This is a genomic window from Streptomyces venezuelae, from assembly GCF_008642355.1.
GTDB classification, from domain to species: domain Bacteria; phylum Actinomycetota; class Actinomycetes; order Streptomycetales; family Streptomycetaceae; genus Streptomyces; species Streptomyces venezuelae_B.
In genome coordinates, this window is record NZ_CP029193.1 from 7648507 (window position 1) to 7673969 (window position 25463).

Below are 25463 nucleotides of genomic sequence, written 5' to 3' on the forward strand. Positions count from 1 at the left end.
CCGTGGCCGACAGGCCCAGGCGCTGTGAGGAGACAGAGCGATGACGACCCGACCCCGATCCCTCGTCGAGGATGTGTGGCCCCTCTCGCCGCTGCAGGAGGGGATGCTCTTCCACGCCTCCTACGACGACCAGGGCCCGGACGTCTACACCGTGCAGTCGACCCTCGACGTCGAAGGGCCCCTCGACACGGCACGGCTGCGCACGTCGTGGGAGGCGCTGCTGGCCCGGCACGCGGCGCTCCGCGCCTGCTTCCGCCCGGTGACCGGCGCCCGGATGGTCCAGGTGATCCCGCGCGAGGTCACGCTCCCCTGGAACGAGGCGGACGTCAGCACGCTCGTGGAGCCCGAGGCGCTCGCCGAGATCGACCGGCTCGCCGCACGGGAACGCGCGCAACGCTTCGACCTCGCCGTGCCGCCGCTGCTGCGACTCCTGCTCGTGCGGCTCGGTGAACGGCGGCACCGACTCGTCGTGACGTTCCATCACATCCTCATGGACGGCTGGTCGATGCCGGTCCTCCTGAACGAGCTGTCCCAGGTGTACGCGGCGGGCGGCGACGCCTCCGTGCTGGGGCGCGTGACACCGTACGGCGAGTACGTGGCGTGGCTCGGCCGTCAGGACAAGGACGCCGCCCGGGACGCCTGGCGGGCCGAACTGGCCGACGCCGACGGCTCGACGCTCGTCGCGCCGAAGGACCCGGGCCACGCCCCCGTGCTGCCCGACCAGACGCACACCAGCCTGTCGGCCGAACTCACCACCGCGGTCACCGAGTTGGCGCGTGCCAACGGGCTTACGGTCAACACCGTCGTGCAGGGGGCATGGGCTCTCGTGCTCGCCCGTCTCGCCGCACGCACGGACGTCGTCTTCGGCGCGACCGTCGCGGGCCGCCCCGCGGAACTGCCCGGCGTGGAGTCGATGATCGGCCTGTTCATCAACACGCTCCCCGTGCGCGTACGCCTCGACGGCGCGCAGCCCGTCGCCGAACTGCTCGCGCGGTTGCAGGAAGCCCAGTCAGGCCTGATCGCCCACCAGCACGTCGGGCTCGCCGAGGTGCAGAAGCTCGCGGGGCCCGCCGCGGTCTTCGACACCCTCGTCCTGTACGAGAACTACCCCCTGCCGCCCGCAGGCCCCGAGCCGGGCCCCGACGCCGTGACGATCAGGCCCGCCCAGGCGTCCCGCGACGCCTCGCACTATCCGCTGACCCTCGTCGCCGTGCCGGGCGGCGACCGCATGCGCTTCAAGCTGGACCACCGGCCCGACCTGTTCGACCGCGCCGCCGCGGAATCCGTCGTCCAGCGGTTCGTGCGCGTTCTCGAACAGTTCACGGCCGACCCGTCGGCCCGCGTCGGCGACATCGACGTACTGGAAGAGGCGGAGCGGACCGCCGTGACGGAGCTGTGGAACGCGACCGGGCGCCCCCTGGCGGCCGGGTCGGTCGTCGAGGCCTTCGAGACGCAGGCGCGCAGGGCACCGGACACGTACGCCGTGCGCTGCGGCGAGGACACCCTGACGTACGGCGAACTGGAGGAGCGCGCCAACCGCCTCGCCCGTCACCTCGCCGGGTTCGGAGTCGGCGGGGAACGGCGTGTGGGCCTCTGCCTGCCGCGCGGCACCGACATGATCGTGGCGGAACTCGCGGTGTGGAAGGCGGGCGGCGCCTTCGTCCCGCTGGACCCGGACCACCCGGCCGACCGGCTGCACCACATGATCACCGACAGCGGCGCCGACCTCGTCCTGGCCACCGGGACCACCCGCGCCGAGGTACCCGACGGGACCACCCCCGTGGTCGTCCTGGACGAGCCGCGGACCGCGCAGGCGATCGCGGCGGAGCCCGGCGAGCCGCTGGGTCTGCCCGTCGGCACCGAGCAACTCGCGTACGTCATCTACACGTCGGGCTCCACCGGCCGCCCCAAGGGCGTCGCCCTCGCCCACCGGGGCCTCATGAACCTGGCCGAGGCGATGCGGCCCGCGCTCGACCTGCGCGACGGCGTCGTGATGCTGCAGTTCGCCTCCTTCAGCTTCGACGGAGCGGTCCTGGACGTGGCCGTCACCCTGGCGGCCGGCGGCACCCTGGCCATCGCGTCCGCCGAGGAGCGCACGGAACCCGACGCGCTCGCCGGCATGATCCGCGCGAACGGCGTCGAAGCGGCCAGCGTCGTGCCGTCCGTGCTGCGCACCCTGGACCCGGAGACGGTCGCGGGCGTGCGCAACTGGGTCCTCGGCGGCGAGTGGCTGACCGCCGACCTCGCGAGCCGCTGGGCGGGCCGCGCCCGGCTGTGGAACACCTACGGGCCCACCGAGGCCACCGTGATGGCGACCGTCGGACGCGTCGACGAGGGCATCAAGCCCGTGGACGCCCCGCCCCCCATCGGACGACCGCTCGGCAACATGCGCACCTACGTCCTCGACGGCTTCCTGCGCCCGGTGCCGCCGGGCGTCAGCGGCGAGCTGTACGTCGCGGGGCCGGGCGTCGCGCGCGGCTACGTGGGACGGCCCGACCTGACGGCGGAACGGTTCGTGGCGTGCCCGTTCGGCACGGGCGGACGCATGTACCGCACCGGTGACCTGGCGCGCTGGACCGCGGAGGGACAGCTGTCGTTCGCGGGCCGCGCGGACGAGCAGGTGAAGCTGCGCGGCTTCCGCATCGAACCCGGCGAGATCGAGACCGTCCTCGCAGCGCACGCGTCCGTGCGCGAGGCGGCCGTGATCGCCCGCGAGGACCTGCCGGGCGACAAACGCCTCGTCGCGTACGTGGTGCCCGCGGGCGGGAACGCGGCGCCGCCCGCCTCCGGAACACCGTGCGACCTCGACACCGAAGCCCTGCGCGCTTTCGCCGCCACCCGTCTCCCCGCCTACATGGTCCCGGCGACGACGGTCGTCCTCGACGCGCTGCCCCTCACCGTCAACGGCAAGCTCGACCGCTCCGCGCTGCCCGCCCCCGAGCTCGCCGTGCGCGGCGGCCGTGACCCGCGTACACCCGTCGAGACCGTCCTGTGCGACCTGTTCGCCGACGTGCTCGGCATCGAGCGGGCCGGCGCCGACGACTCGTTCTTCGCGCTCGGCGGCGACTCCATCTCGTCGATGATGCTGGTGTCCGGCGCCCGCCGCGCGGGCCTCGCCATCACCGCGCGCCAGGTCTTCGAGCACCGCACCCCGGCCGCCCTGGCCCTGGTCGCCGTCCCCACGCAGGCCACACCCACCGGCGGCGGCGACCCCGGCACCGGCGACATCCCGCTCACGCCGGTCATGCACGAACTGCTCGACCGCGTCGGCGCCGAGGCGGCGGGCCGCGTCGTCCAGACCGCCGTCGTCGAGGCCCCCGCGGGCCTGAGCACCGAGACCCTGGCCGACGCGGTGCGCACGGTCGTCGACCACCACGACGTGCTGCGGGCCCGGCTCGAGACGGAACCGGAACGGCGCCTCATGGTGTCCGGCCCCGGCACCGTGCCCGCCGGGTCGTTCGTACGCCGCTACGACGCCACCGGCACGCCCTCCGACGAACTGCCCCGGATCATCGCCGAGGAGACGCGCGCCGCGGTGGCCCGGCTCGACCCGCGCACCGGCGTCATGCTCCAGGTGGTCTGGCTCGACCCGGGCCCCGACGACCCCGGGCGGCTCGTCCTGGTCGTCGACCACCTCGTGACGGACGCCGTCTCCTGGCGGATCCTGCTGCCCGACCTGGAGCAGGTGTGCGCGGCGACCGCCGCGGGCCGCACACCTGAGCTGCCGCCCGTGCCCACGTCGTTCCGGCACTGGGCCCGCGCTCTCGCCGACCAGGCGACGAGCACGGAACGGACGGCGGAACTGGACGCGTGGACGCGGCTGCTCCAGGGCCCCGACCCGCAGTTGACCGCGGTGTCCCCGGACCCCGTGCTCGACCTCGCCGACACCGTGCGGCGCGTGTCGGTCACCGTCCCCGCCCCTGTCACGTCGGCGCTCCTGACCGGCGTACCGGAGGCGTTCCACGCGGGCGTCGACGACGTGCTCCTGACCGGGCTCGCCGCGGCCGTCACGGAGTGGGCCGACGGCGGGGTGCCCGAGGGCGGCTTCCTCGTGGACGTGGAGGGACACGGGCGGATCGCGCTCTCCGAGACCATGGACCTCTCGCGTACGGTCGGCTGGTTCACCGGCACCCACCCCGTACGGCTCGATGTGGGAAAGCCCGACTTCGAGGACCTGCGGGAGGGTGGCCCCGACGCGGGCATCTCCCTCAAACGCGTGAAGGAACAGGTGCGCGCGGTGCCCGGCGACGGCCTCGGCCACGGCCTGCTGCGCCACCTCAACCCCGAGACCGCCGCCGCCCTCGCGGCCCTGCCCGCCGCCCGCATCGGCTTCACCTACCTCGGCCGCGTCCCGGCAGGCCCGGACGACGGCGCCACCGACGCACCGCCGAGCGACGACCAGCGGCCCGCGGACGGCCGGTACCCCGTGGCGCACCCGCTGGAGCTCGCGGGCGTCGTCCACGACGGTCCCGAGGGCCCCCGCCTCACCCTCAGCCTCGACGCCCCGCACCGCCTCCTCGACGAGACGGCCGCCCGCACTCTGGTCGAGGCCTGGGCCGACATGCTGACCGGCCTCGCCGCACACGTCGACGAGCCCACCGCGGGCGGCCACACCCCCTCCGACTTCCCGCTCGTCACCCTCGACCAGCCGCAGATCGACAAGCTGGAGACGGCCGCACCGGACCTGGTCGACATCTGGCCCCTCTCACCGCTGCAGGAAGGCCTCCTCTTCCACGCCCTGTTCGACCGGCAGAGCACCGACGTGTACGTCGAGCAGATGATCGTCGGCCTGGAAGGACCCCTCGACGCGGCACGCCTGCGCGCGGCCTGGCAGGCGCTCCTCGACCGGCACGCCAGCCTGCGGGTGGGCTTCCGCCAGGTGGCGGGCTCCGGACAGTCCGTACAGGTCGTCGCCGACCGCGTGACCGTGCCGTGGCGCGAGGAGGACCTCTCGGAACTCGACGAGGACGCGGCGTGGGAGGAGTCCGAACGGCTCGGCAAGGAGGACCGCGCCAAGGGCTTCGACCTGGCGAAGCCGCCGCTGGTGAAAGTGCTCCTCGCCAAGACGGGTGACGACCGTCACCGCATGATGGTGACGCTCCATCACATCGTGCTCGACGGCTGGTCGTTGCCCGTCCTGCGCCGCGAGCTGTGGGCCTGCTACGAAGCGGGTGGCACCGCGGCGGGACTGCCCCCGGTGACCCCGTACCGCGACTACCTGACCTGGCTGGCACAGCAGGACAAGGAAGCGGCACAGGAGGCCTGGCGCGCGGAACTGGCCGGTCTCGACGAGCCCACGCAGGTCGTGCCGATGGCACCCGGCGCGGTCGCCGCGCCGGACCCGGACGCCGAGTCCGGCGAGGTCTTCGCCGTCGCGGGACCCGCCCTCGACCGCAGGCTCGGCGAACTGGCCCGCGCCCAGGGCGTGACGCTGAACACCGTCGTCCAGACCGCCTGGGCCCTGGTGGTCGGGCAGCTCGCGGGCCGCCAGGACGTCGTGTTCGGCGCCTCCGTGGCAGGTCGCCCCGCCGACCTGCCCGGCATGGAGAACATGCTCGGCCTGTTCATCAACACCGTCCCGGTACGGGTGCGGTTCACCCCGGCGCGGACCGTCGCCGAGGTCCTCGCCGACGTCCAGGGCCGTCAGTCCGCACTGATGGACCACCAGTACCTGAGCCTCGGCGACATCCAGCGCGTGGCGGGCCGTGGAGCGACGTTCGACACGCTCATGGCGTTCGAGAGCTTCCCCACCGGAACCGACCCCTCGGCTCAGGATGCGGGGAACACCCGCGAGCCGGGACCCACGGGCGTGGAACTCACCGAAGCGGGCATGCGCGAGTCGATCAACTACCCGCTCGGCCTGGTCGTGGACCCGCTCAACGGCCTGCGGATGCGCCTGACCTACCGCCCGGACGCCTTCGACGAACCGGCGGCCCGCGCACTCCTCGACCGGCTCCTGCGGGCGCTGCGGCAGATGGCCGCGGACGCCGGGACGCCCGTCGGCAGGCTGCGGCTCTCCGACGACTCCGACCGGGCACGCGTCCTGGAGGAGTGGAACGACACCGCCGTGTCCCACCCGGACACCCTCGTCCCCGAACTGTTCGCGGCACACGCACGGAACACGCCTGATGCGGTGGCGGTGCGGTGTGGTGAAGAGGTTGTGTCGTACGGGGAGTTGGAGGCGAGGGCGAACGGGTTGGCCCGGTGTTTGGTGGGGTTGGGGGTGGGTCCGGAGTCGTGTGTGGGGCTGTGTCTGCCGCGTGGGGTGGGCATGGTGGTGGGGGAGTTGGCGGTGTGGAAGGCGGGCGGTGCGTTCGTTCCGCTGGATCCGGAGTATCCGGCTGACCGGTTGTCGTTCATGGTGGCCGACAGTGGTGCGCGGGTCGTTGTGAGCGCGGGCGAGGGTCTGGCGGGGGTGGCGGTCGGCGACGCGCGGGTCGTGCTGCTGGAGGAGGAACAGATCGACTCCTCCGACGCCCTCCTCGACGTACGGCTGTCTGCGGATCAACTCGCGTATGTGATCTATACGTCGGGTTCGACGGGTCGTCCCAAGGGTGTGGCGGTCGCGCACGGTGGTGTGGCCAATTTGGCGGCGGCGATGCGTCCGGTGCTGGGTGTGGGTGTGGGTGTTTCGGTGTTGCAGTTCGCGTCGTTCAGTTTCGACGCGGCGGTGCTGGATGTTGCGGCGACGCTGTCCGGGGGCGGCACGCTGGTGATCGCTTCCGCGGCCGAGCGGGCTGAGCCGTCGGCGCTCGCGGACATGATCGAGTCGACCGGTGTCACGACGGCCAGCGTCGTGCCGTCCCTGCTCACCATGCTCGACCCCGGCTCCGTGCCCGGAGTCGGCACCTGGGTCCTCGGCGCGGAACTCACGACCGCCGCCCTGGCGAGCCGGTGGACGACACAGGCGCGCGTGTGGAACACCTACGGGCCCACGGAAGCCACCGTGATGGCCACCGCGGGGCCCGTCGACGAGAACATCAGGTCGCAGGACAGGCCCCCGGCCATCGGGCGCCCGCTGGACAACGTGCGGACGTACGTCCTTGACGGTTTTCTGCACCCGGTGCCGGTCGGGGCGACGGGGGAGCTGTACGTCGCCGGGCCTGGTGTCGCCCGGGGGTATGTGGGGCGGCCGGAGCTTACGGCTGAGCGGTTCGTGGCGTGCCCGTTCGGCGCGGGCGGACGTATGTACCGCACCGGTGACCTGGCGCGCTGGACCGCCGACGGACAGCTGTCGTTCGTCGGGCGTGCGGACGAGCAGGTGAAGGTGCGGGGGTTCCGTGTCGAGCCCGGCGAGGTCGAGGCGGCGCTGGCTGCCCATCCCGAGGTACGACAGGCGGCTGTGATCGCCCGAGAGGACCGGCCCGGCGACAAACGCCTCGTCGGCTACGTCGTGCCCGAGACCGCGGACCTGGAGATCCAGTCGGTGCAGGACCACCTGGCGCGGTTGCTGCCCGACCACATGCGGCCCGCCTCCGTCGTGATCCTGGAGACGCTGCCGCTGACCGCCAACGGCAAGGTCGACCGGGCGGCCCTGCCCCGCCCCGACTTCGCGGGACGCATCTCCGGCCGTGAGCCGGAGACCGAGCTCGAAGCGACCCTGTGCGCGCTGTTCGCCGAGGTCCTCGGCCTGGAACGGGTGGGCGTCGACAACAACTTCTTCGATCTGGGCGGCGACTCGGGCCTGGCCATGCGCCTCGCCGCGCGTATCCGCGAGGAGTTCGGCAGCGAGCTGAGCATGCGGCGGTTCTTCGGCGAGTCCACGCCGCTCGGCGTGGCCCGGATGCTCACGTCCAAGGAGCTCCCGGAGCTGAAGCCCGTCGACCACCCGGACGAGATACCCGTCACCGCGGGACAGCTGCGGACCTGGCGGCTCGCCGCGGCCAACCCCGGCTCGGCGGCCCAGCGGGTGTCCATCGCCCTCAGCCTCGGCGGCAGGCTCGACAGGGACGCGCTCAAGGCGGCGCTCGGAGACGTCGCGGCACGGCACGACATCCTGCGCACGGTGTTCGTCGGACCCGACACCGGTGCCGACGACGGCGGTGCCGAAATCGGCATCGACGACGTACGTCAGTGCGTCCTCGCGCCCGACGCCGAAGCCGCCCGCCCCGCCCTGCCCGTGACCGACGTCACCGAGGAGGAGCTGCCGCGGCTGCTCGCCGACCACGCGGGGCACGAGTTCGACCTCACCCGTGACACGCCGTGGACGGCACGCCTGTTCGCGGTCACGGAGACCGAACATGTGCTGCTCCTCGTCGTGCACCGCATCGCCACGGACGACGCGTCGCTGATCGTCCTGGTCCGCGATCTGGCGGCCGCCTACGGCGCCCGCAGGGAAGGGCGGGCACCCGAACGGGCGCCGCTGCCCCTCCAGTTCGCCGACTACGCCCTGTGGGAGCAGGAGATGCTGCGGGACGAGGAGGACCGCGACAGCCTCATCGGCGAGCAGTTCGCCCACTGGAAGAAGGCCCTCGCGGACGCCGGACCCGAGCAGGAGCTGCCGGCCGACAGGCCCCGCCCCGCGCTGCCCTCGCACCGCGCCGACGAGGTGCCGCTGGAGCTCGACAGCGCCACACACGTCCGCCTCACGGAGATCGCCGAGGCCGACGGCGCCACCTTCTTCATGGTGGTGCAGGCAGCGCTCGCGCTGCTCCTCTCGGGGCTCGGCGCGGGCACCGACCTCACCCTGGGCACGGTGCTGCCGCGCCGGGACGAGGAGGGCGACCTGGACGGCGTCGTCGGCCCGTTTGCCGACCCGCTGGTCCTGCGCACGGACGCGTCCGGCGACCCGACGTACCGCGAACTGCTCGGCCGCGCACGGGACGCGTACCAGCGCGCGGTCCAGAACCCCGACGTCCCCTTCGGACGGCTCGTCGACGCCCTCGCGCTGCCCGCCGGGCCCCCGCACCCCGTGTTCCAGGTGGTCCTGGAGATCCTCAGCGACTCCGCCGAGATGTGGGAGTCGCCGGAGCTGCCGGGCCTGCGCACCACACGCCTGCCGGTGGGCACCCCGGCCGCCCAGCCCGACCTGGTCGTCGCCCTCACCGAGCGGCACGGCTCCGACAGCGGTCCGGACGGCGCCGACGGCGCGCTGCGCTACGCCACCGAGCTGTTCGACCGCTCCACGGCGTCCGCGCTCGCCCGACGGCTGACCCGCGTACTCCAGCAGGTCGCGGACGACCCCGAACTCCGGCTCAGCCAGGTGGAACTCCTCCTGGACGAGGCCGAGCGCCGCCAGGTTCTGGAAGCCCGTGGGACCACCGCGGCGCCCGTCCCGGACGGTACGGTCGTCGAACTGCTCGCCGAACAGGCGGCGCTGGCCCCCGACGCCGTCGCCGTCATGGACCACGAAGGGCTGCTCACCCACGGCGCGCTGGACGCCGCCTCCGGGCAGCTGGCACGGCGCCTGAGGGAGCTGGGCATCGGCGCGGAGGACATCGTGGTCCTCGCCCTGCCGCCCGCATCGGGCCTCGTCGTCGCGGTCCTCGGCGTGCTCAGGTCCGGCGCCGCATGCCTGATCGCCGACCCGAACCGGCCCATGGAGGACGTGGCGTCGTGCCTGCGGCAGGTCACACCCGCCGCCCTCGTCTGCACGTTCGCCATGGCCCCGCTTCTCGGCGACGGCGTGACGGTGCCCTTCCTGCTCCTCGACGACCCGAGGCTCCCCGCGACCGACGGCGCGAACCCGCCGTCCGGCCCGCCGCTGCCGACGCCCCTGCCCCGGCAGGCGGCACTCGTCATCGGCGCCCCGGCACCGGAGAGTGCGGACGGCACCGTCGTGAGCGCCGTCGTCGAGCACCGGACGCTCGTCGACCACGCCGTGCACCACCAGTACGCGGCCCCCACGCACCACGGGGTGACGTTCCTCGACGTGCGGGCCCCCGTGTCCGCCCTCCTGACCCCGCTGCTCTCCGCCCTGAGCGCGGGCGGCGGCGTCCGGCTCGGCGTACCGGGGGAGGACGCGGCACCGGACGCCGGACCGGCGGGCGCACAGCGTCTGGTCACCTCCCGGGACCTGCTGTCCGCAGTCGCCGAACGAGCCGCCGACGAGGCGGAGTTCGCCGAGGTGACCGTCGTCGACAACGGAGGCACCCCGGCCGTCGACGACACCCGTGCCTGGCTCGCCGCACACCCACGCACCACCCTCGTCAGCGCCCACAGCGCGGCGGAGACCGGCGGCCCCTGGCTCGACCACCGGACGGGACCGGGCGAACCCCTGCCCGACCGTGCCCCCGCCGGCACCCCCGTGCCCAACACACGCGCCTACGTCCTCGACGACTACCTGCGCCCGGTACCGCCCGGCGGCACCGGAGACCTGTACATCGCGGGCTCCTCCCTCGCCCGCGGCTACGCGGAAGCACCCGGCCTCACCGGCGACCGCTTCGTCGCCTGCCCCTTCGGGGCGACCGGAGGCGAACGCATGCTGCGCACCGGGGAACGCGCCAGGCGGAGCGCCGACGGACTGTTCACCCTGCGCGGCCGGGGGCACGGCGGAACCCGCGCCGCCGGGCGCCGCGCGGGCGGCGACCACGGCGACCTGGAGATGCTGCTGCCGCTGCGGCCCAAGGGCGACCTGCCGCCACTGTTCTGCATGCACACCGGTACGGGACTGAGCTGGGCGTACGCGGCGCTCCTCCGGCACCTGCCGCAGGACCGGCCCGTGTACGGCGTGCAGGCCCGCGGGCTCGCCGAACCGGAGCCGCTGCCCCAGAGCCTGGAGGAGATGGCGGCCGACTACATGGAGCAGATCAGGACCGTCCAGCCCGAAGGCCCTTACCACCTGCTCGGCTGGTCCCTCGGCGGGCTGATCGCCCAAGCCGTCGCCGCGCACCTGGAGGAACAGGGCGAACACGTCGAGCTCCTCGCGGTGATCGACGGCTATCCGGAGGGGTTCGGCGGGGCCCAGTACAGCGACGCGCAGGCCGACGGCGACCAGGACGGCGCCACCACGCCGCGCGCGAGCAACCTGGGGCTGCCGCCCGACGAGAACATCGGCCAGGACATGGACGAGGGACTCAGGGCCAACATGCGCCAGGTCATCGACAACGTGGGACGGCTCACCCCGCGCCACACACCGCGCCGCTTCGGAGGCGACCTGCTGCTCTTCGTCGCGACCGAGGACCGGCCCGTGGACACCGGGACGGTCTCGGCCGAGAGCTGGCGGCCGTACATCGCCGGTGACATCGAGTCCCACGAGATAGCCGCGAGCCACTACACGATGCTGCAGCCCGCCCCCTCGGCACGGATCGGAGCCGTCGTCGCGGAAAAGCTCCGGTGACGGCAAAACGGAATTCCCGCACTGAGCACATGAGTGAAAGAGCGTGGAGCGAAAGCGCCAAAGAGCGAAAGAGTCAAAGAGCCAAAGAATGGAAGGGCGAAAGGGCCTCCGAATGTCGAAGGCAGTGAGCACGTCCGCGCATACCCGCAGGAACGGCATCGAACCCGTACCGGAACTCGTCGAACTCGGCGCGCGCACTCCCATCGTCGAACTGGACACCGGCGGCCGCGCACCGAGCCGCCACTGGCTCGCGACCGGTTACGAGGAGGTGCGGGCCGTCCTCGGCGACGACAGGTTCAGCATGCTGCCGTCCGACGACGGCAGGAACGGGGGGAAGCGCCAGATCGAGGTCGGCAACCTGCGCCAGTACGACCCGCCCGAGCACACGCGGCTGCGCCGCATGCTCACACCGGAGTTCACGATGCGGCGGATCCGCAGGCTGGAACCCTTCATCGAGGAGATCGTCGAGCACTGCCTCGACGCGCTGGAAGGCGCCGGCAGGCCCGCCGACCTCATCCGGCACTTCGCCTGGCCCATCCCCGGCCTGGTCGGCTGCGCACTCCTCGGAGTGCCCCGCGACGACGCGGCGGAGATCGCCCGCAACCTCAACATCAGCAGGACCGGCACCGGCTTCGGCCGGCACACCAGCCGTGAGGAACGCGAACGCCAACGGGCCGCGGTCAACGCGTACATGACGTACATGCGCAGGCTCATCCGGCAGAAGCGCCGCGACCCCGGCGACGACCTGCTCGGCATGCTCATCCGGCGGCACGGCGACGACCTCAACGACGAAGAGCTGACCGGCATGGCCGCCGCCATCATGGGCTCCGGCCTCGAGGACATCGGCGGCATGCTCGGCCTCGGCCCGCTGGCACTCCTCGAACACCCCGACCAGCTGGCCCTGTTCCAGGACCGGCCCGACCTGCTCGACTCCGCAGTCGAGGAACTCATCCGCTACGTATCGTCGGTGCAGAACGCCACACCCCGCACCGCCCTGGAGGACGTGACCGTCGGCGGGCAGCTGATCAGGGCGGGCGAGTCCGTCATCTGCTCTCTGCTCGCGGTGAGCCGCGACCCGGCGGGCGGCGCCGCGTCGAACGGCGTACCGCAGGACACACTCGACATCACCCGCGACAACTCCGGGCACCTGGCGTTCGGCCACGGCGTCCACCACTGCATCGGCGCGGTCCTCGCCCGCGTCGAACTCCGCATCGCGATATCGGCGCTGTTTCGCAGGTTCCCCGGGCTGTCACTCGCAGGGCCCGCCGAAGAAATCCGCTTCCGCACCTGGACACCCAATTATGGCGTCGACGAACTCCTGGTGCGGTGGTGACGCGGCTTCCTGGACATCCTTGACCGATGTGCGAAGCCGAATTCAGACTCGTGAGAAAGGGCGAAAGGACTCCGAGAAATGCCCAAGCCACTGGACGAAACCGAGCAGTCGCCGCTCGTCGAGACCACCCCTCCCGGGACCCTGGACCGCGCATGGCTCGCCACCGGATACGACGAGGTGCGGGCGATCCTCGGCGACTCGGACCGCTTCACCACACTGCCGCCCGCGGACAACATCGAGGACTCCAGGCGTCTCGTGCAGCCCGGCAACCTGCTGCACTACGACCCGCCGGAGCACACCCGGCTGCGGAAGATGCTCACCGGCGAGTTCACGCTCCGCAGGGTGCGCACCCTGGAACCCCTCGTCGAGAGCATCGTGACCGAGCGCCTCGACGCCATGGAGGGTGCCGCCCACCCCATCGACCTCGTACCGCACTTCGTCTGGCCCACCACCAGCCTCATCGGCTGCACCCTGCTCGGCATACCCCGCGACGACCAGGCCGAACTCGCCCGCCACCTCGACACCAACCGCATCGACAACCCCGACAGGGACCAGCGGGACGCGGCCGGCAACTCATACCTCGTCTACCTCAGCAAGTTCACCGCACAGAAGCGCCGCAACCCCGGAGAGGACCTGCTCGGCCGCCTCATCCAGCGCCACGGCGACGACCTCACACCCGCCGAACTCACCGGAACCGCCGCCACGCTCCTCGCCTCCTTCATCCAGAACGTGGGCGGCACGCTGGGGCTCGGCATCCTCGCCCTCCTGGAACACCCGGACCAGCTCGCCCTGCTCAAGGAGCGCCCGGAACTCATCGACCACGCGGTGGAGGAGCTGATCAGGAGCGTCTCGATCATCTCGCACGCCTCGCCCCGCACCGCCCTGGAGGACGTCACCCTCGCGGGCAAGACGGTCAAGGCAGGGGAGCCCGTGGCCTGTTCGCTGCTCGGCGCCAACAACACCAACTCGCCCGGGGAGCCGACGGAACCCATCGACATCACCCGGGACAACAGCCGCCACATGGCGTTCGGACACGGCATCCACTACTGCCTCGGGGCGCCGCTGACCAGGATGGAACTGCGCATCGCCATCGCGGAACTGCTCCGCAGGTTCCCCGGGGTACGGCTCGCCGCGCCGCGCGACGAACTCCGCTTCACGTCGAAGGCCGTGGAGACGCTGCCGGTGGCCTGGTGAGGGGCGACATGCCGCACGAGAGCGCCCCGGTACCGCTGCACACCCGCCGCACGCACTTCGACCCCGCGGACGACCTGCGGCGCCTCACCGCCGACGGGCCCGTCACCCGCGTCAGCCTGGCACCCGGCGCGGGCGGCGAACCCCTGTGGCTGGTCACGGGACACGAAGAGGTGCGCAGGGTCCTCGGCGACCACACCCGGTTCTCCACCCGCCGCCGCTTCGGCTCACGCGAACCGGCCGGCGGCGACGGCGAACGGCCCGACGAAGGCGTCGGGCTCCTCATGGACTACGACCCGCCCGAACACACCCGGCTGCGCAAAATGCTCACGCCCGAATTCACGGTGCGGCGGATGCGCAGACTCCAGCCTCGCATCGAGGCCATCGTCGCCGAGCGCCTCGACATCATGGAGCGCGCCGGACACCCCGCCGACCTGGCGGAACTCTTCGCCTCCGCGATCCCGGGACCGGTGCTGTGCGAACTCATCGGCGTGCCGCGCGACGACCGCGACGACTTCCTGCGCCGCTGCCACGCCCACCTCGCCACGGGGCGCGGCCGCCAGGAGCGCACGGCCGCCGGATCCGCCTTCACCCGCTACCTCGCCGCCCTGGTGGCCCGGCAGCGCAAGAACCCCGACGACGGCTTCCTCGGCATGCTCGTCCGCGACCACGGCGGCGACTTCACCGACAAGGAACTGCGGGGCATCTGCGTCCTGCTGATGCTCGCCGGGCTCGACAACATCTCCGGAATGCTGGGCCTCGGCGCCCTCGCCCTCCTGGAGAGCCCGGACCAGCTCGCCCTCGTGCGCGACGATCCCGCCGCCCTGGACCGCGCCGTCGAGGAACTGCTCCGCTACCTGTCGGTGCCGCACGCCCCCACGCCCCGCACCGCCGTCGAGGACATCACCCTCGGCGGCAGGCTGATCAGAGCGGGCGACACCGTCGTCTGCTCGATCCCGCTGGCCAACCGCGACCCGCACCTGACCGCCGATCCCGACCGGCTCGACCTGACCAGGGAACCCGTGCCGCACGTCGCTTTCGGGCACGGCATCCACCACTGCATCGGCGCCGCCCTGGCCCGGATGGAACTCCGCATCGCGTACACGGCGCTGCTGCGGCGCTTCCCCGGACTGCGGCTCGCGGTGCCCGCACAGGACGTGGCATTCCGTGTCCGCTCGACCGCCTACGGGGTGGAGCGGCTGCCGGTCACCTGGTGAGAACAGAGAGGAAACAGAGATGGAGGTACACGTCGACCGCGGCCGGTGCGCGGGCTCCGGCCTGTGCATGAGCTACGTTCCCGCCGTGTTCGACCAGTCGGAGGACGACGGGAAAGTGCTGCTCAAAGCGGCGCGGCCCGAACCGGGAACGGCCGCGGCCGTGCGCGGCGCCGCCGCGCGATGCCCGGCAGGCGCGATCACGCTGAGCGGCAGGGACGCGCCGGGCGGCACGGACACGCGCGGTCGCTAGGACTTCGGCACGACCGGTGCTCGAACATCGCTCAAACATCACAGTGGGGTGGGGAAATGACGCATGCTCCCGTACGCGACGTCGTCATCGTCGGTGGCGGCACGGCCGGCTGGATGACGGCCGCGTATCTGACGGCGGCCTTCGGCGACCGCATCAACGTCACGCTCGTGGAGTCGGCGGACGTCGGCACCATCGGCGTCGGCGAGGCCACGTTCAGCGACATCAGGCACTTCTTCGAGTTCCTCGGCCTGGCCGAGCGGGACTGGATGCCCGCCTGCAACGCCACGTACAAACTCGCGGTCCGCTTCGAGGACTGGCGTGAACCCGGACACCACTTCTACCACCCCTTCGAGCAGCTCAGGTCGGTCAAGGGGTTCCCGCTCACCGACTGGTGGCTGCGGTATCCCACGAGCGACCGGTTCGACGTGGACTGCTTCGTGATGGCGTCCCTCATCGACGGCAACCGCAGCCCCCGCTACCTCGACAACCGCCTGCTCGAACAGGACTTCGTCGAGGGCGAGGCCGCACCGAACACCATCGCCGAGTACCAGGGCGCCCAGTTCCCGTACGCCTACCACTTCGAGGCGCACCTCCTCGCCAAGTACCTGACGAAGTACGCCACCCAGCGCGGCGTGCGGCACGTCGTCGACAACGTCGTGGACGTCGGTCTCGATGAGCGCGGCTGGCTCTCACACGTGCAGACCGCCGAACACGGGCGCCTGGAGGGCGACCTCTTCGTCGACTGCACGGGTTTCCGCGGCCTCCTGCTCAACAAGGCCCTCGAAGAACCGTTCGTCTCCTACCAGGACACCCTGCCCAACGACAGCGCGGTCGCCCTGCAGGTCCCCATGGACATGGACAAGGACCCCATCCGCCCCTGCACCACCGCGACCGCCCAGGACGCCGGATGGATCTGGACCATCCCGCTGATCAGCAGGATCGGCACCGGCTACGTCTACGCACGCGACTACATGGACCCCGAAGAGGCCGAACGCACCCTGCGCGCGTTCGTCGGCCCCGCCGCGGCCGACGTGCCCGCCAACCACATCCGGATGCGGATCGGCCGCAGCCGCCGCTCCTGGGTCAACAACTGCGTGGCCATCGGTCTGTCCAGCGGCTTCGTCGAGCCGCTGGAGTCGACCGGGATCTTCTTCATCCACTACGCGATCGAGCAGCTCGTCAAGTACTACCCGGCGGGCGACTGGGACCTCACGCTGCGCGAGCAGTACAACAACGCGCTGATGAACGTGATGGACGGCGTACGGGAGTTCCTCGTCCTCCACTACCGCGGCGCGAAGCGCGCGGACAACCAGTACTGGCGGGACACCAAGACCCGCGCCATCCCCGACGCGCTCGCCGAGCGCCTCGAACTGTGGGAGAGCAAGGTCCCCGACACCGGCACGGTCTACCCCCGCTACCACGGTCTGCCGCCCTACTCGTACAACTGCATCCTCCTCGGCACCGGCGGCATCCCCGTCCGGCCCTCGCCCGCCCTCGACCTGATCGACGAGAAGGCGGCGCTCGCCGAGTTCCAGGCCATCAAGGACAAGGCGCGGTCGCTGGTCCGGACGCTGCCCACGCAGAACGCCTACTTCAAACGCATGCGCGACGGGGTGTGACCGGGACACATGGACATCGAGTTCCGCGACATGATGGCGTCGTTCCCGACCGGTGTGTCGGTCGTGACGGCCCGGGACGGCAGCGCGGGGCCCCGGGGGATGACGTGCTCCTCGCTGTGCAGCATCAGCGTGAACCCGCCGACGCTGTTGACGTGCCTGCGCAGCGGCAGCCCGACGCTGAGAGCGGTGACCGACAGCGGCGCGTTCGCGGTCAACCTGCTGCACGGCGAGGCGGGCTGGGTCGCCGCGCTCTTCGCGTCCGGGGCACCCGACCGCTTCGAACGCGTCGCCTGGCGGCCCTTCGGCCGCGGGCGCAGCCCCGCGCTCGTCGAAGCCGCGCACGCCGTCGCCGAATGCACCGTCGAACGCACCCACCCCTCCGGCGACCACGTGATCGTCGTCGGAGCGGTGCGCGCGGTCGAGCGCCTGCGCCACGAGAGCGCCCTGCTCTACGGCTTCCGGCGCTACAGCGAACTCGCCCCGTCCCCGGGTGAACCGGCCGTGGGGGCCCTCACCGAACGGGGCGGGTGAACGCCGTGCCCCACGCCGGCCCGCCCGCGGCCACCGAGCTGCTGTCGGCCGCCCCCGTGCCGCCGATCGCGGCCCACCCCCTGCTGATCTTCCTGCTGCAGGTCGGTGTGCTGCTGCTCCTCGCGATCATGCTCGGCAGGCTGGCCTCGCGCTGCGGACTCCCGCCCATCGTCGGGGAGTTGAGCGCGGGCGTGCTCCTCGGCCCGTCCCTCTTCGGCTGGGTGGCACCGGACGCCGCGGCCTGGCTCCTGCCGTCCGACCCGGCCCAGGTGCACCTGCTCGACGCCGTCGGACAGATCGCGGTCCTCCTCCTCGTCGGGCTCACCGGCATCGAGATGGACCTGCGGATGATCCGACGCAGGGGCGGCACGGCACTGCGCGTCAGCCTGGCCGGGCTGCTCGTGCCGCTCGCCCTCGGCGTCGGCCTGGGCCATCCCGTGGCGCACATGCTCGGCATCGACACCTCCGACCGCCAGATGTTCGCGTTCTTCCTGGGCGTCGCCATGTGTGTCAGCGCCATCCCCGTCATCGCCAAGACGCTGATGGACATGGACCTCATCCACCGCGACGTGGGCCAGCTGACGCTCGCCGCGGGAATGATCGACGACACCTTCGGCTGGCTCATGCTCTCCGTGGTCTCCGCGATGACCGTGGGCGGCCTCACGGCGGGTGTCTTCGCCGAGGCCGTCGGCTCGCTCCTGCTGGTCCTCCTGATCGCGCTGATCGTCGGCCGCCCGCTCGTCCGCAGAGCCCTGCGCCTGTGCAAGGGCTCGGACGAGCGGACGGTGTCCGCGGCCGCCGCGATGATCCTGCTCGCGGCGGCCGGCACCCAGTCACTGGGTCTCGAAGCGGTCTTCGGCGCGTATCTGTGCGGCATGCTCATCGGCTCCAGCGGGGAGTTCGACCGGGCCCGCACGGGGTCGCTGCGCATGGTCGTCCTCGCCGTCCTCGCGCCCGTCTTCTTCGCGACCGCGGGGCTCCGCATCGACCTGCGCGCGCTCACCGAACCCGCGGTGCTCGGGGCCGCCCTGATCGTGCTCGTCATCGCCGTCCTCGGGAAGTTCGCGGGCGCGTACATCGGCGCGCGGCTCAGCAGACTCAGCCGATGGGAGGCGCTCGCGCTCGGCGCGGGCATGAACGCCCGCGGTGTCATCGAGATCATCGTCGCGATGGTCGGGCTGCGGCTCGGCATCCTCGACACCAGGACGTACACGATCATCGTCCTGGTCGCGGTGGTCACCTCCGTCATGGCGCCGCCGCTGCTCAAGGCGGCCGTGAAACGCATCGACTGCACTCCGGAGGAGCAGCGCAGGCACGTGGCGTGGCGCGGGGCGCGGGAGCGGGGGAGTCCGGAGCCGGGGGGCCCGGCGCGCGGGAGTCCGGCGGAGCGGGGGAGTCCGGAGCGGGCGGAGACCTGATCCGGCCGGCCGGGCGCGTGTCCCGCGCGGCGGAACCGGAACGGCCGCACGCTCCGCGTGTGCGGCCGATCCGGCCTGCCCGCGCACGCACCCCCGCACCCTTCAGCGCACTGTGCGGACGCCCCGCTTTGTGCCCGCCGTGTGACCGGCCGCCGCGTAGAAGTTGGGTCCATGTTCACCTCACACAAGCGAGCAATCGCACGCAAGCGAGCCGTCGCGCCCGCACTTGTCGCCGCGTCCGCCCTCCTCACCGGAGCCGTCCTCACGGGCTGCTCGGGGGACTCGTCCGCCGCCTCCTCGGACAAGGACCCGTCCGCGTCCCCGACCAGCCCCTTCGACCAGGGACTCGCGTACTCCAAGTGCATGCGCGAGAACGGGGCGCCCGACTATCCCGACCCGCAGCAGGACACCGGCGGCGTCAGGCTCACCCCCGGCGAGGGCGTCGACCCGAACTCCGAATCGTTCAAGAAGGCCGAGGAGGCCTGCCGCGACAAGGCCCCGCAGGGTCTTGGCGGCGGCGGTGGCGGTGGCGCCGCCCTCGACTCGGGGAAGGTCTCGGCCTGGGCGAAGTGCCTGCGCGAGAACGGGCTCCCCAAGTTCCCCGACCCGGAGATCGAGGGCAGCAACATGAAGATCGACATCAACGGCACCGGCATCACCCCGGGCGGCCCCGAGTTCACCAAGGCCATGGGCGCCTGCCAGAGCAAGTACCCCGGCGGCGGCATGATGATGAACAACGGTCAAGGGGGAGGCGTCCCGCAGTGACCGGCCGCGACGAGACCGAAGCGCTGTCCGTGGCCGGCGAGCCGTCCGGCGCGCTGGAACGGCACAGCTCGGGCGAGGTGTCCACGAAGCGGCACGGATCCGGCGAGGTGTCGACGAAGCGGCACGGAGCGGTCGACACCGCCGAGGAACCCTCCACGGACACCCGCCCGCAGACCCGCGACCTCGAGACGTCCCTGACCGCGGAGGCCGCCACCGCGCCGGACACCGCGTCAGGTGGCGGCTCCGACGACGGCGACGCGGCGCCGCACGGCAACGGCCGCAGGCGCCGCCCGCTGCGCACCTCGCTGATCGCGCTCGCCGCGATCACCGTCGCCGCGGCGGCAGGTGTCGCCGCCACCGGGACCATCGGCGGCGACGGCGGCGACTCCGGGAGCTCCGCGCCCTCGGGACCGCCCGCCACGGCGAAGGTGGAGCGCACGACGCTGACCGACACCGAGACCGTCGACGGCAACCTCGGCTACGGCGACGCGACGACCGTGCAGGCACCGGCCTCGCCCTCCGGCACGGGCGACGGGCAGTCGGGCCAGGGCCAGTCCGGCCAAGGACAGTCCGGTCGGTCCGACCAGTCCGGCCAGGGCTCCTCCGCCGCGGGGAGCGCGGGCGACGGCATCGTCACCTGGGTGCCCGAGGAGGGCAGGAGGATCGAGCGCGGCGACACCGTCTACCGCGTCGACCAGCAGCGGATCCCGCTCCTGTACGGCTCGTTCCCGCTCTACCGGACCCTGCGGTCCGGCAGCGAGGGCGACGACGTCGAGATGCTGGAGAAGAACCTCCGCGCCCTCGGCTACAAGGGGTTCACCGTCGACGACACGTACAACTCCGCGACCGCCGAGGCCGTCAAGGAGTGGCAGGACGACCTGAACCGCGAGGAGACCGGCACCGTGGCCGCCGGGGACGCCGTGGTGGCCGACGGCGCCCGGCGCGTCGCCGACGTGAAGACCTCGCCCGGCGCCGCCCTCAGCGGCAACGTCCTGTCCTGGACCGGCACCCAGCGGATCGTCGGTGTCGACCTGGACGTGCAGTTCGAGGACCTGGTGGGGAAAGGCACCGAAGTCACCGTCGAACTCCCCGACAACACCACCGTCCGGGCCGAGGTCACGGACATCGGGACGCCCTCCACCTCCCAGGGCGACGACTCCGCGGACGGCTCGGGCTCCGGCTCCGGCGACTCCGGTTCCGGGGGCTCCGACGACAAGGCCACGCTGCCCGTCGAGCTGACGGTGAAGGACCAGAAGGGCCTCGGCCGCTACCAGGCCGCCGCCGTCCAGGTCACGCTGAAGGCCGAGTCCCGCAAGGACGTCCTCGTGGTCCCGGTGAGCGCCCTGGTGGCGCAGCGCGGCGGAGGGTACGCGGTGGAGGTCGTCACCGCCGACGGGACCGAGTACCGCCCGGTCGAGCTCGGCATGTTCGCGGACAGCAGGGTCGAGGTGTCCGGCAAGGGCATCAAGGAAGGCACCGTCGTGGGGGTACCCAAGTGACCTCTTCCACCCCGGAGTTGACCTCGTACGCCCCCGAGCCCGCCACCGTCGCGGACCGGCCCGTGGTCGAGCTGACGGGCGTCTCCAAGACGTACGAGGACGTCGCCGCCCTGCGCGGCGCCGACCTGCTCATCCGGCGCGGTGAACTCCTCGCCATCGTCGGCCCCTCGGGGTCCGGCAAGTCCACGATGCTCAACATCATGGGCACCTTGGACCGCCCGTCGGCGGGCCGCGTCCGCATCGACGGACACGACGTGGCGGACCTGACCGACCGTGAACTGTCCGCGCTGCGGGCCGACACCATCGGCTTCGTCTTCCAGCAGTTCCACCTCGCCTTCGGCGTACCGGCGCTGGACAGCGTCGCGGACGGGCTGCTCTACAGCGGCAGGCCGCGCGGCGAGCGCCGCCGCCTCGCCGAACGGGCGCTGCGCCGCGTCGGCCTCGGCCACCGCCTCTACCACGAGCCGCACCAGCTGTCCGGCGGCGAGAAGCAGCGCGTGGCCATCGCCCGCGCCGTGCTCGGCGACCCGCCGCTGCTGCTCGCCGACGAACCGACCGGCGCGCTCGACTCACGGTCGGGAGCCGTCGTCATCGAGCTGCTGCACGAGCTGCACGAGGCCGGGACGACCGTCGTGGTCATCACCCACGACCGGGACATCGCGGCGACCCTGCCCCGCGAGGTGCGCCTCAAGGACGGCCGGATCGAACACGACTCGCTCATCGCCGACGGCAGCCCCGCCCCGCACGTTTCCCAGGACGCCCTCGTGCCGCAGGAGGCCCTGCGATGACCGCGATCAAGGAGCTGGAGCGCGCCGCGGCCCCCGAGCCGCCCGAGCCCCCACGACGGCCGAAGCCCGCCCGGATGAACCCCGCCGACGTGCTGCGGGTCGGCGGCTCCGGGCTGCGCTCCCGGCCGATGCGGGTGTTCCTCTCGGCGCTCGGCATCGCCATCGGCATCGCCGCGATGGTCGGCGTGGTCGGCATCTCCACCTCCTCCACCGAGGACCTCGACCGCAGGCTGCGGGCGCTCGGCACCAACCTCCTGACGGTGACCCCGGGGCAGAACTTCAGCGGCGGCGAGGCCCACCTGCCGGAGGGGTCGGTCGACATGATCGCGGCGATGGACGACGTAGAGTCGGTCTCCGCCCTCGGCAAGACGAGCGCCAAGGTGTACCGCAGCGACCACACGCCCGTGGAGGAGACCGGCGGCCTCAACGTGTCTGCGGCCCGCACGGACCTGCCGAAGTCGGTCGGCGCGGAAATCGTCGACGGCCGCTGGCTCAACGCCGCCAACAGCCGCTACCCGGCGGTCGTCCTCGGTCCCAAGGCCGCCGAGCAACTCGGGGTGCACCGGGCGGGGGACGACGTGAAGGTCTGGATCGGCGGCCGCTGGTTCACCGTCCTCGGCCTGCTCGCCCCGAACGAACTCGTGCCCTCGCTGGACTCGTCCGCCCTCGTGGGCTGGTCCGTCGCGGAGCGCGAACTGGACTTCGACGGCTCGCCGACCACCATCTTCACGCGCGCCGACGAGTCGTCCGTCAACGACGTGCAGGAGGTGCTCGGCGCCACCACCAACCCCGAGAACCCCAACGAGGCCAACGTCTCCCGGCCCTCGGACGCGCTGGCCGCCAAGGAGGCCACCGACGACGCCCTGAGCGGACTGCTGCTCGGCCTCGGCGGGGTGGCCCTGCTCGTGGGCGGCGTCGGCGTCGCCAACACCATGGTCATCTCCGTCCTGGAACGCCGCTCCGAGATCGGCCTGCGCCGCTCGCTCGGGGCCACCCGCGGCCAGATCCGCACCCAGTTCCTGGCCGAGGCCCTGCTCCTGTCCGCGCTCGGCGGCCTCGGCGGTGTCCTGCTCGGCATCGCCGTCACCGGCGGCTACGCCTCATACCAGGGCTGGCCCTCCGTCGTCCCCGTCTGGGCGATGGCCGGCGGCGTCGGCGCCACGCTCGTCATCGGCGGTCTCGCCGGGTTCTACCCGGCGGTACGCGCGGCACGGCTGCCCCCGACCGAGGCCCTGGCGACGACATGAGACCGCCACCGGCCGCCTGAAGACCGTCCGCGAGGCACCAGCAAGGGCCTCAGGGACCGCGGTGCTCCTGCTGGAGCCGTCCCCCGTGCCACAGGCGCACCGCGCCCGTCCGCGCCGCCTCCGGGCCGATCCCGGAACGCGACGCGGGCGGGACCCGGCGCTGTCCGGCCGCGATCAGCCACCGGTCAGCGGATCAGCCCGTCAGATGGCCGGTCGGCCCGTCAGCCCCGCCACCCGTGCCAGCCGCCGGAACGAGTCGAGGAGCGCGGCCCGGTCGTACGTACTGGTCGTGACCAGCACCTCCTGCGCCCCGCTCTCCTTGATCACCCGCTCCAGCTCGTCGGCGACCTGCTCCTCCGTGCCGTGCACGTGGCCGGTCAGCCCCGACTCGTAGAAGCCGCGCTCCTTCTCCGTCATGGTCAGGGACTCCACGCGCTCGGCCGGCGGCAGCGGCGGGAACGTGCCGTGCGTGCGCGAGTACGCCATCGACCAGGCCTCCGGCACGAGCAGCCGCCGTGCCGCCTCGCGGCTCTCCGCCACGGCGACACTGCCCGCGATCATGACGTACGGCTCCGCGAGCCACGGTGAGGGGCGGAACCCGCTCCGGTACCGCTCGATGCCGCGCAGCATCTTCTCGCGGCCCCGGATGTCCCCGATGACCAGCGGAAGGCCCGCGTCGGCGGCGATCGTCGCACCCTCGCCCACCGCCAGGACGTACGGCGGGACGGTCAGGCCCTCGGCGGGCCGGGCCCGCACGCCCGTCCCCGAGGTGCCGCGGAACCAGTCGAGCACCTCGCCGAGCTGCGCCGCGAAGTCCGCCGCGTCGTGCTTGTCGCGGCCCAGTGCCTTGCGTACCCCGTCGGTGAAGCCGACCGACCGGCCGAGCCCCATGTCGATCCGCCCGGGGAAGAGCGATTCGAGCACCCCGAACTGCTCGGCCACCACCAGGGACTGATGGTTCGGCAGCATCACGCCACCGGTGCCGACCCGGATGGTGCGGGTGGCCGCGGCGACGGCCGACGCGAGGACGGTGGGCGCCGAGCCCGCGACGCCGGGCACCCCGTGGTGCTCGGAGACCCAGAAGCGATGGAATCCGAGCGCCTCGACGTCCCGCGCCAGGCGCACGGTGTCGCGCAGGGCCTCGGGGCCGTCGTGCCCCTCCCGGGTGCGCGATCGGTCGAGGACGGAGAACCGGGTTGCCGCGATCACTGAGCTCACACAGGGTTCAACGCGCGCGGCTCGCCAGGATTCCCGGCGGCCCGCCTCGCGGATCGCCGTGGGACGCTTCTACGCTGTCGACGTGACGGAAGACAGCAGATCCCGCAAGGACGGCGCCAGGCCCCTGGCCGTGTTCGACCTGGACGGCACCCTGGCGGACACCGGGCACCGGCAGCGTTTCCTGGAGCGCAGGCCCCGCGACTGGGACGCGTTCTTCGCCGCGGCGCCTCAGGACCCGCCGCTGGCCCGCGGCGTCGAGCTGGCCCTCGCGAGCACGGCGGAGTGCGAGGTCGTCTATCTGACCGGCCGCCCTGAGCGCTGCCGTGCCGACACGGTGGACTGGCTGGCACGCCAGGGGCTGCCGGAGGGACGGATCTGGATGCGCCGCAACAACGACAGGCGCCCCGCACGCCGCACCAAACTGGAGACCCTCCAAGAGATCGCCCGCAAACGGACGGTCCGCATGCTGGTGGACGACGACGAGCTGGTCTGCGCCGAGGCGGAGCGCGCCGGTTTCACCGTCGTCCGGGTGACCTGGGCGAACACGCCGGAGGCGCTGAAGGACGCCCAGGAACGCGAGGGCCGTACCTGAGGACGACTGGGTTCAGACCTCCGCGTCGTCCTCCAGCCGGAAGCCCACCTTCAGGCCGACCTGGTAGTGCTGGATCTCGCCGTCCAGGATGTGGCCGCGCACCTGCGTGACCTCGAACCAGTCCAGCGAGCGGAGCGTCTGCGAGGCCCGCGCGATGCCGTTGCGGATCGCCTGGTCGACGCCCTCGTGAGAGGTGCCGACGATCTCGGTGACACGGTACGTGTGGTTCGACATGAGGATGTTCCTCCGGGCCGTCGGGTGGGGCCGTACGGCAGGGTGCCGTACGGCGCCGGTAAGTGCCGTCACTCCACCGTGCCCCAGTCGCTCCCGTGGCGCGAGACGACGGCGGCACGGCGTACCCCCTTGACCAGTTCATTGGTACGGACCAAAATCCAGCCAGTACCCGTTCGAGCAGCGCTGCTCACCCCCCGCGTCGGGCTGACCTTCCCCTGTCCGCAGGCAGAAAGTGACCCACGTGAGACCGCACCACCGCGCCGCCGTGTCCCTGGCGCTCGCC

Annotated in this window: 15 protein-coding genes; 13 read left to right on the forward strand and 2 right to left on the reverse strand. The window is 72.4% G+C overall.

Annotated elements, in window-relative coordinates; translation table 11 throughout:
* The first annotated feature begins 40 nt into the window (after positions 1-40).
* The 12 genes from DEJ47_RS34480 to DEJ47_RS34535 all read left to right on the forward strand — a co-directional run bounded on the left by DEJ47_RS34480 (position 41) and on the right by DEJ47_RS34535 (position 23136).
* Positions 41-11278, forward strand: coding sequence for an amino acid adenylation domain-containing protein (locus DEJ47_RS34480; RefSeq protein ID WP_150175048.1), 11238 nt, complete (start codon positions 41-43; stop codon positions 11276-11278).
* Positions 11279-11390: 112 nt separating this feature from the next.
* Positions 11391-12611, forward strand: coding sequence for a cytochrome P450 (locus DEJ47_RS34485; RefSeq protein WP_150175049.1), 1221 nt, complete (start codon positions 11391-11393; stop codon positions 12609-12611).
* A gap of 78 nt (positions 12612-12689) precedes the next feature.
* Positions 12690-13805 (forward strand): cytochrome P450, encoded by a 1116-nt coding sequence (locus tag DEJ47_RS34490; protein WP_150175050.1) that lies wholly within the window; start codon positions 12690-12692, stop codon positions 13803-13805.
* An 8-nt stretch (positions 13806-13813) separates the two neighbouring features.
* Positions 13814-15019, forward strand: coding sequence for a cytochrome P450 (locus tag DEJ47_RS34495; RefSeq protein WP_150175051.1), 1206 nt, complete (start codon positions 13814-13816; stop codon positions 15017-15019).
* Between the two features lie 19 nt (positions 15020-15038).
* A complete protein-coding gene (locus tag DEJ47_RS34500; RefSeq protein WP_150175052.1) occupies positions 15039-15269 on the forward strand; it encodes a ferredoxin in 231 nt (76 codons plus the stop codon).
* Positions 15270-15325: 56 nt separating this feature from the next.
* Positions 15326-16888, forward strand: a complete 1563-nt coding sequence (locus DEJ47_RS34505; RefSeq protein ID WP_150175053.1) for a tryptophan halogenase family protein — start codon at positions 15326-15328, stop codon at positions 16886-16888.
* 9 nt (positions 16889-16897) lie between these two features.
* Complete coding sequence (locus tag DEJ47_RS34510) at positions 16898-17419, forward strand: flavin reductase family protein (RefSeq protein ID WP_150175054.1); 522 nt, start codon at positions 16898-16900, stop codon at positions 17417-17419.
* A 5-nt stretch (positions 17420-17424) separates the two neighbouring features.
* Positions 17425-18837, forward strand: coding sequence for a cation:proton antiporter (locus DEJ47_RS34515; protein ID WP_223828618.1), 1413 nt, complete (start codon positions 17425-17427; stop codon positions 18835-18837).
* 171 nt (positions 18838-19008) lie between these two features.
* Complete coding sequence (locus DEJ47_RS34520; RefSeq protein WP_150175055.1) at positions 19009-19602, forward strand: hypothetical protein; 594 nt, start codon at positions 19009-19011, stop codon at positions 19600-19602.
* A complete protein-coding gene (locus DEJ47_RS34525) occupies positions 19599-21101 on the forward strand; it encodes a peptidoglycan-binding protein (RefSeq protein WP_223828619.1) in 1503 nt (500 codons plus the stop codon). The genes DEJ47_RS34520 and DEJ47_RS34525 overlap by 4 nt, the downstream gene beginning before the upstream one ends.
* A 17-nt stretch (positions 21102-21118) precedes the next feature.
* Positions 21119-21889 (forward strand): ABC transporter ATP-binding protein, encoded by a 771-nt coding sequence (locus DEJ47_RS34530; RefSeq protein WP_150176075.1) that lies wholly within the window; start codon positions 21119-21121, stop codon positions 21887-21889.
* Positions 21886-23136: an ABC transporter permease gene (locus DEJ47_RS34535; protein WP_150175056.1), complete on the forward strand. Its 1251-nt coding sequence runs from the start codon at positions 21886-21888 to the stop codon at positions 23134-23136. Before DEJ47_RS34530 ends, DEJ47_RS34535 begins: the two co-directional genes overlap by 4 nt.
* A 201-nt stretch (positions 23137-23337) precedes the next feature.
* On the opposite strand, the gene DEJ47_RS34540 is transcribed toward DEJ47_RS34535, so the two are convergent.
* Positions 23338-24354, reverse strand: coding sequence for an LLM class flavin-dependent oxidoreductase (locus DEJ47_RS34540; protein WP_150175057.1), 1017 nt, complete (start codon positions 24352-24354; stop codon positions 23338-23340).
* A gap of 82 nt (positions 24355-24436) precedes the next feature.
* On the opposite strand from DEJ47_RS34540, the gene DEJ47_RS34545 reads away from it, so the two are divergent.
* A complete protein-coding gene (locus tag DEJ47_RS34545) occupies positions 24437-24946 on the forward strand; it encodes an HAD family acid phosphatase (RefSeq protein WP_150175058.1) in 510 nt (169 codons plus the stop codon).
* Positions 24947-24958: 12 nt separating this feature from the next.
* Here the strand turns inward: DEJ47_RS34545 and DEJ47_RS34550 are convergent, their stop codons facing one another.
* Positions 24959-25180, reverse strand: coding sequence for a dodecin (locus tag DEJ47_RS34550; RefSeq protein WP_150175059.1), 222 nt, complete (start codon positions 25178-25180; stop codon positions 24959-24961).
* Positions 25181-25463 lie beyond the last annotated feature (283 nt).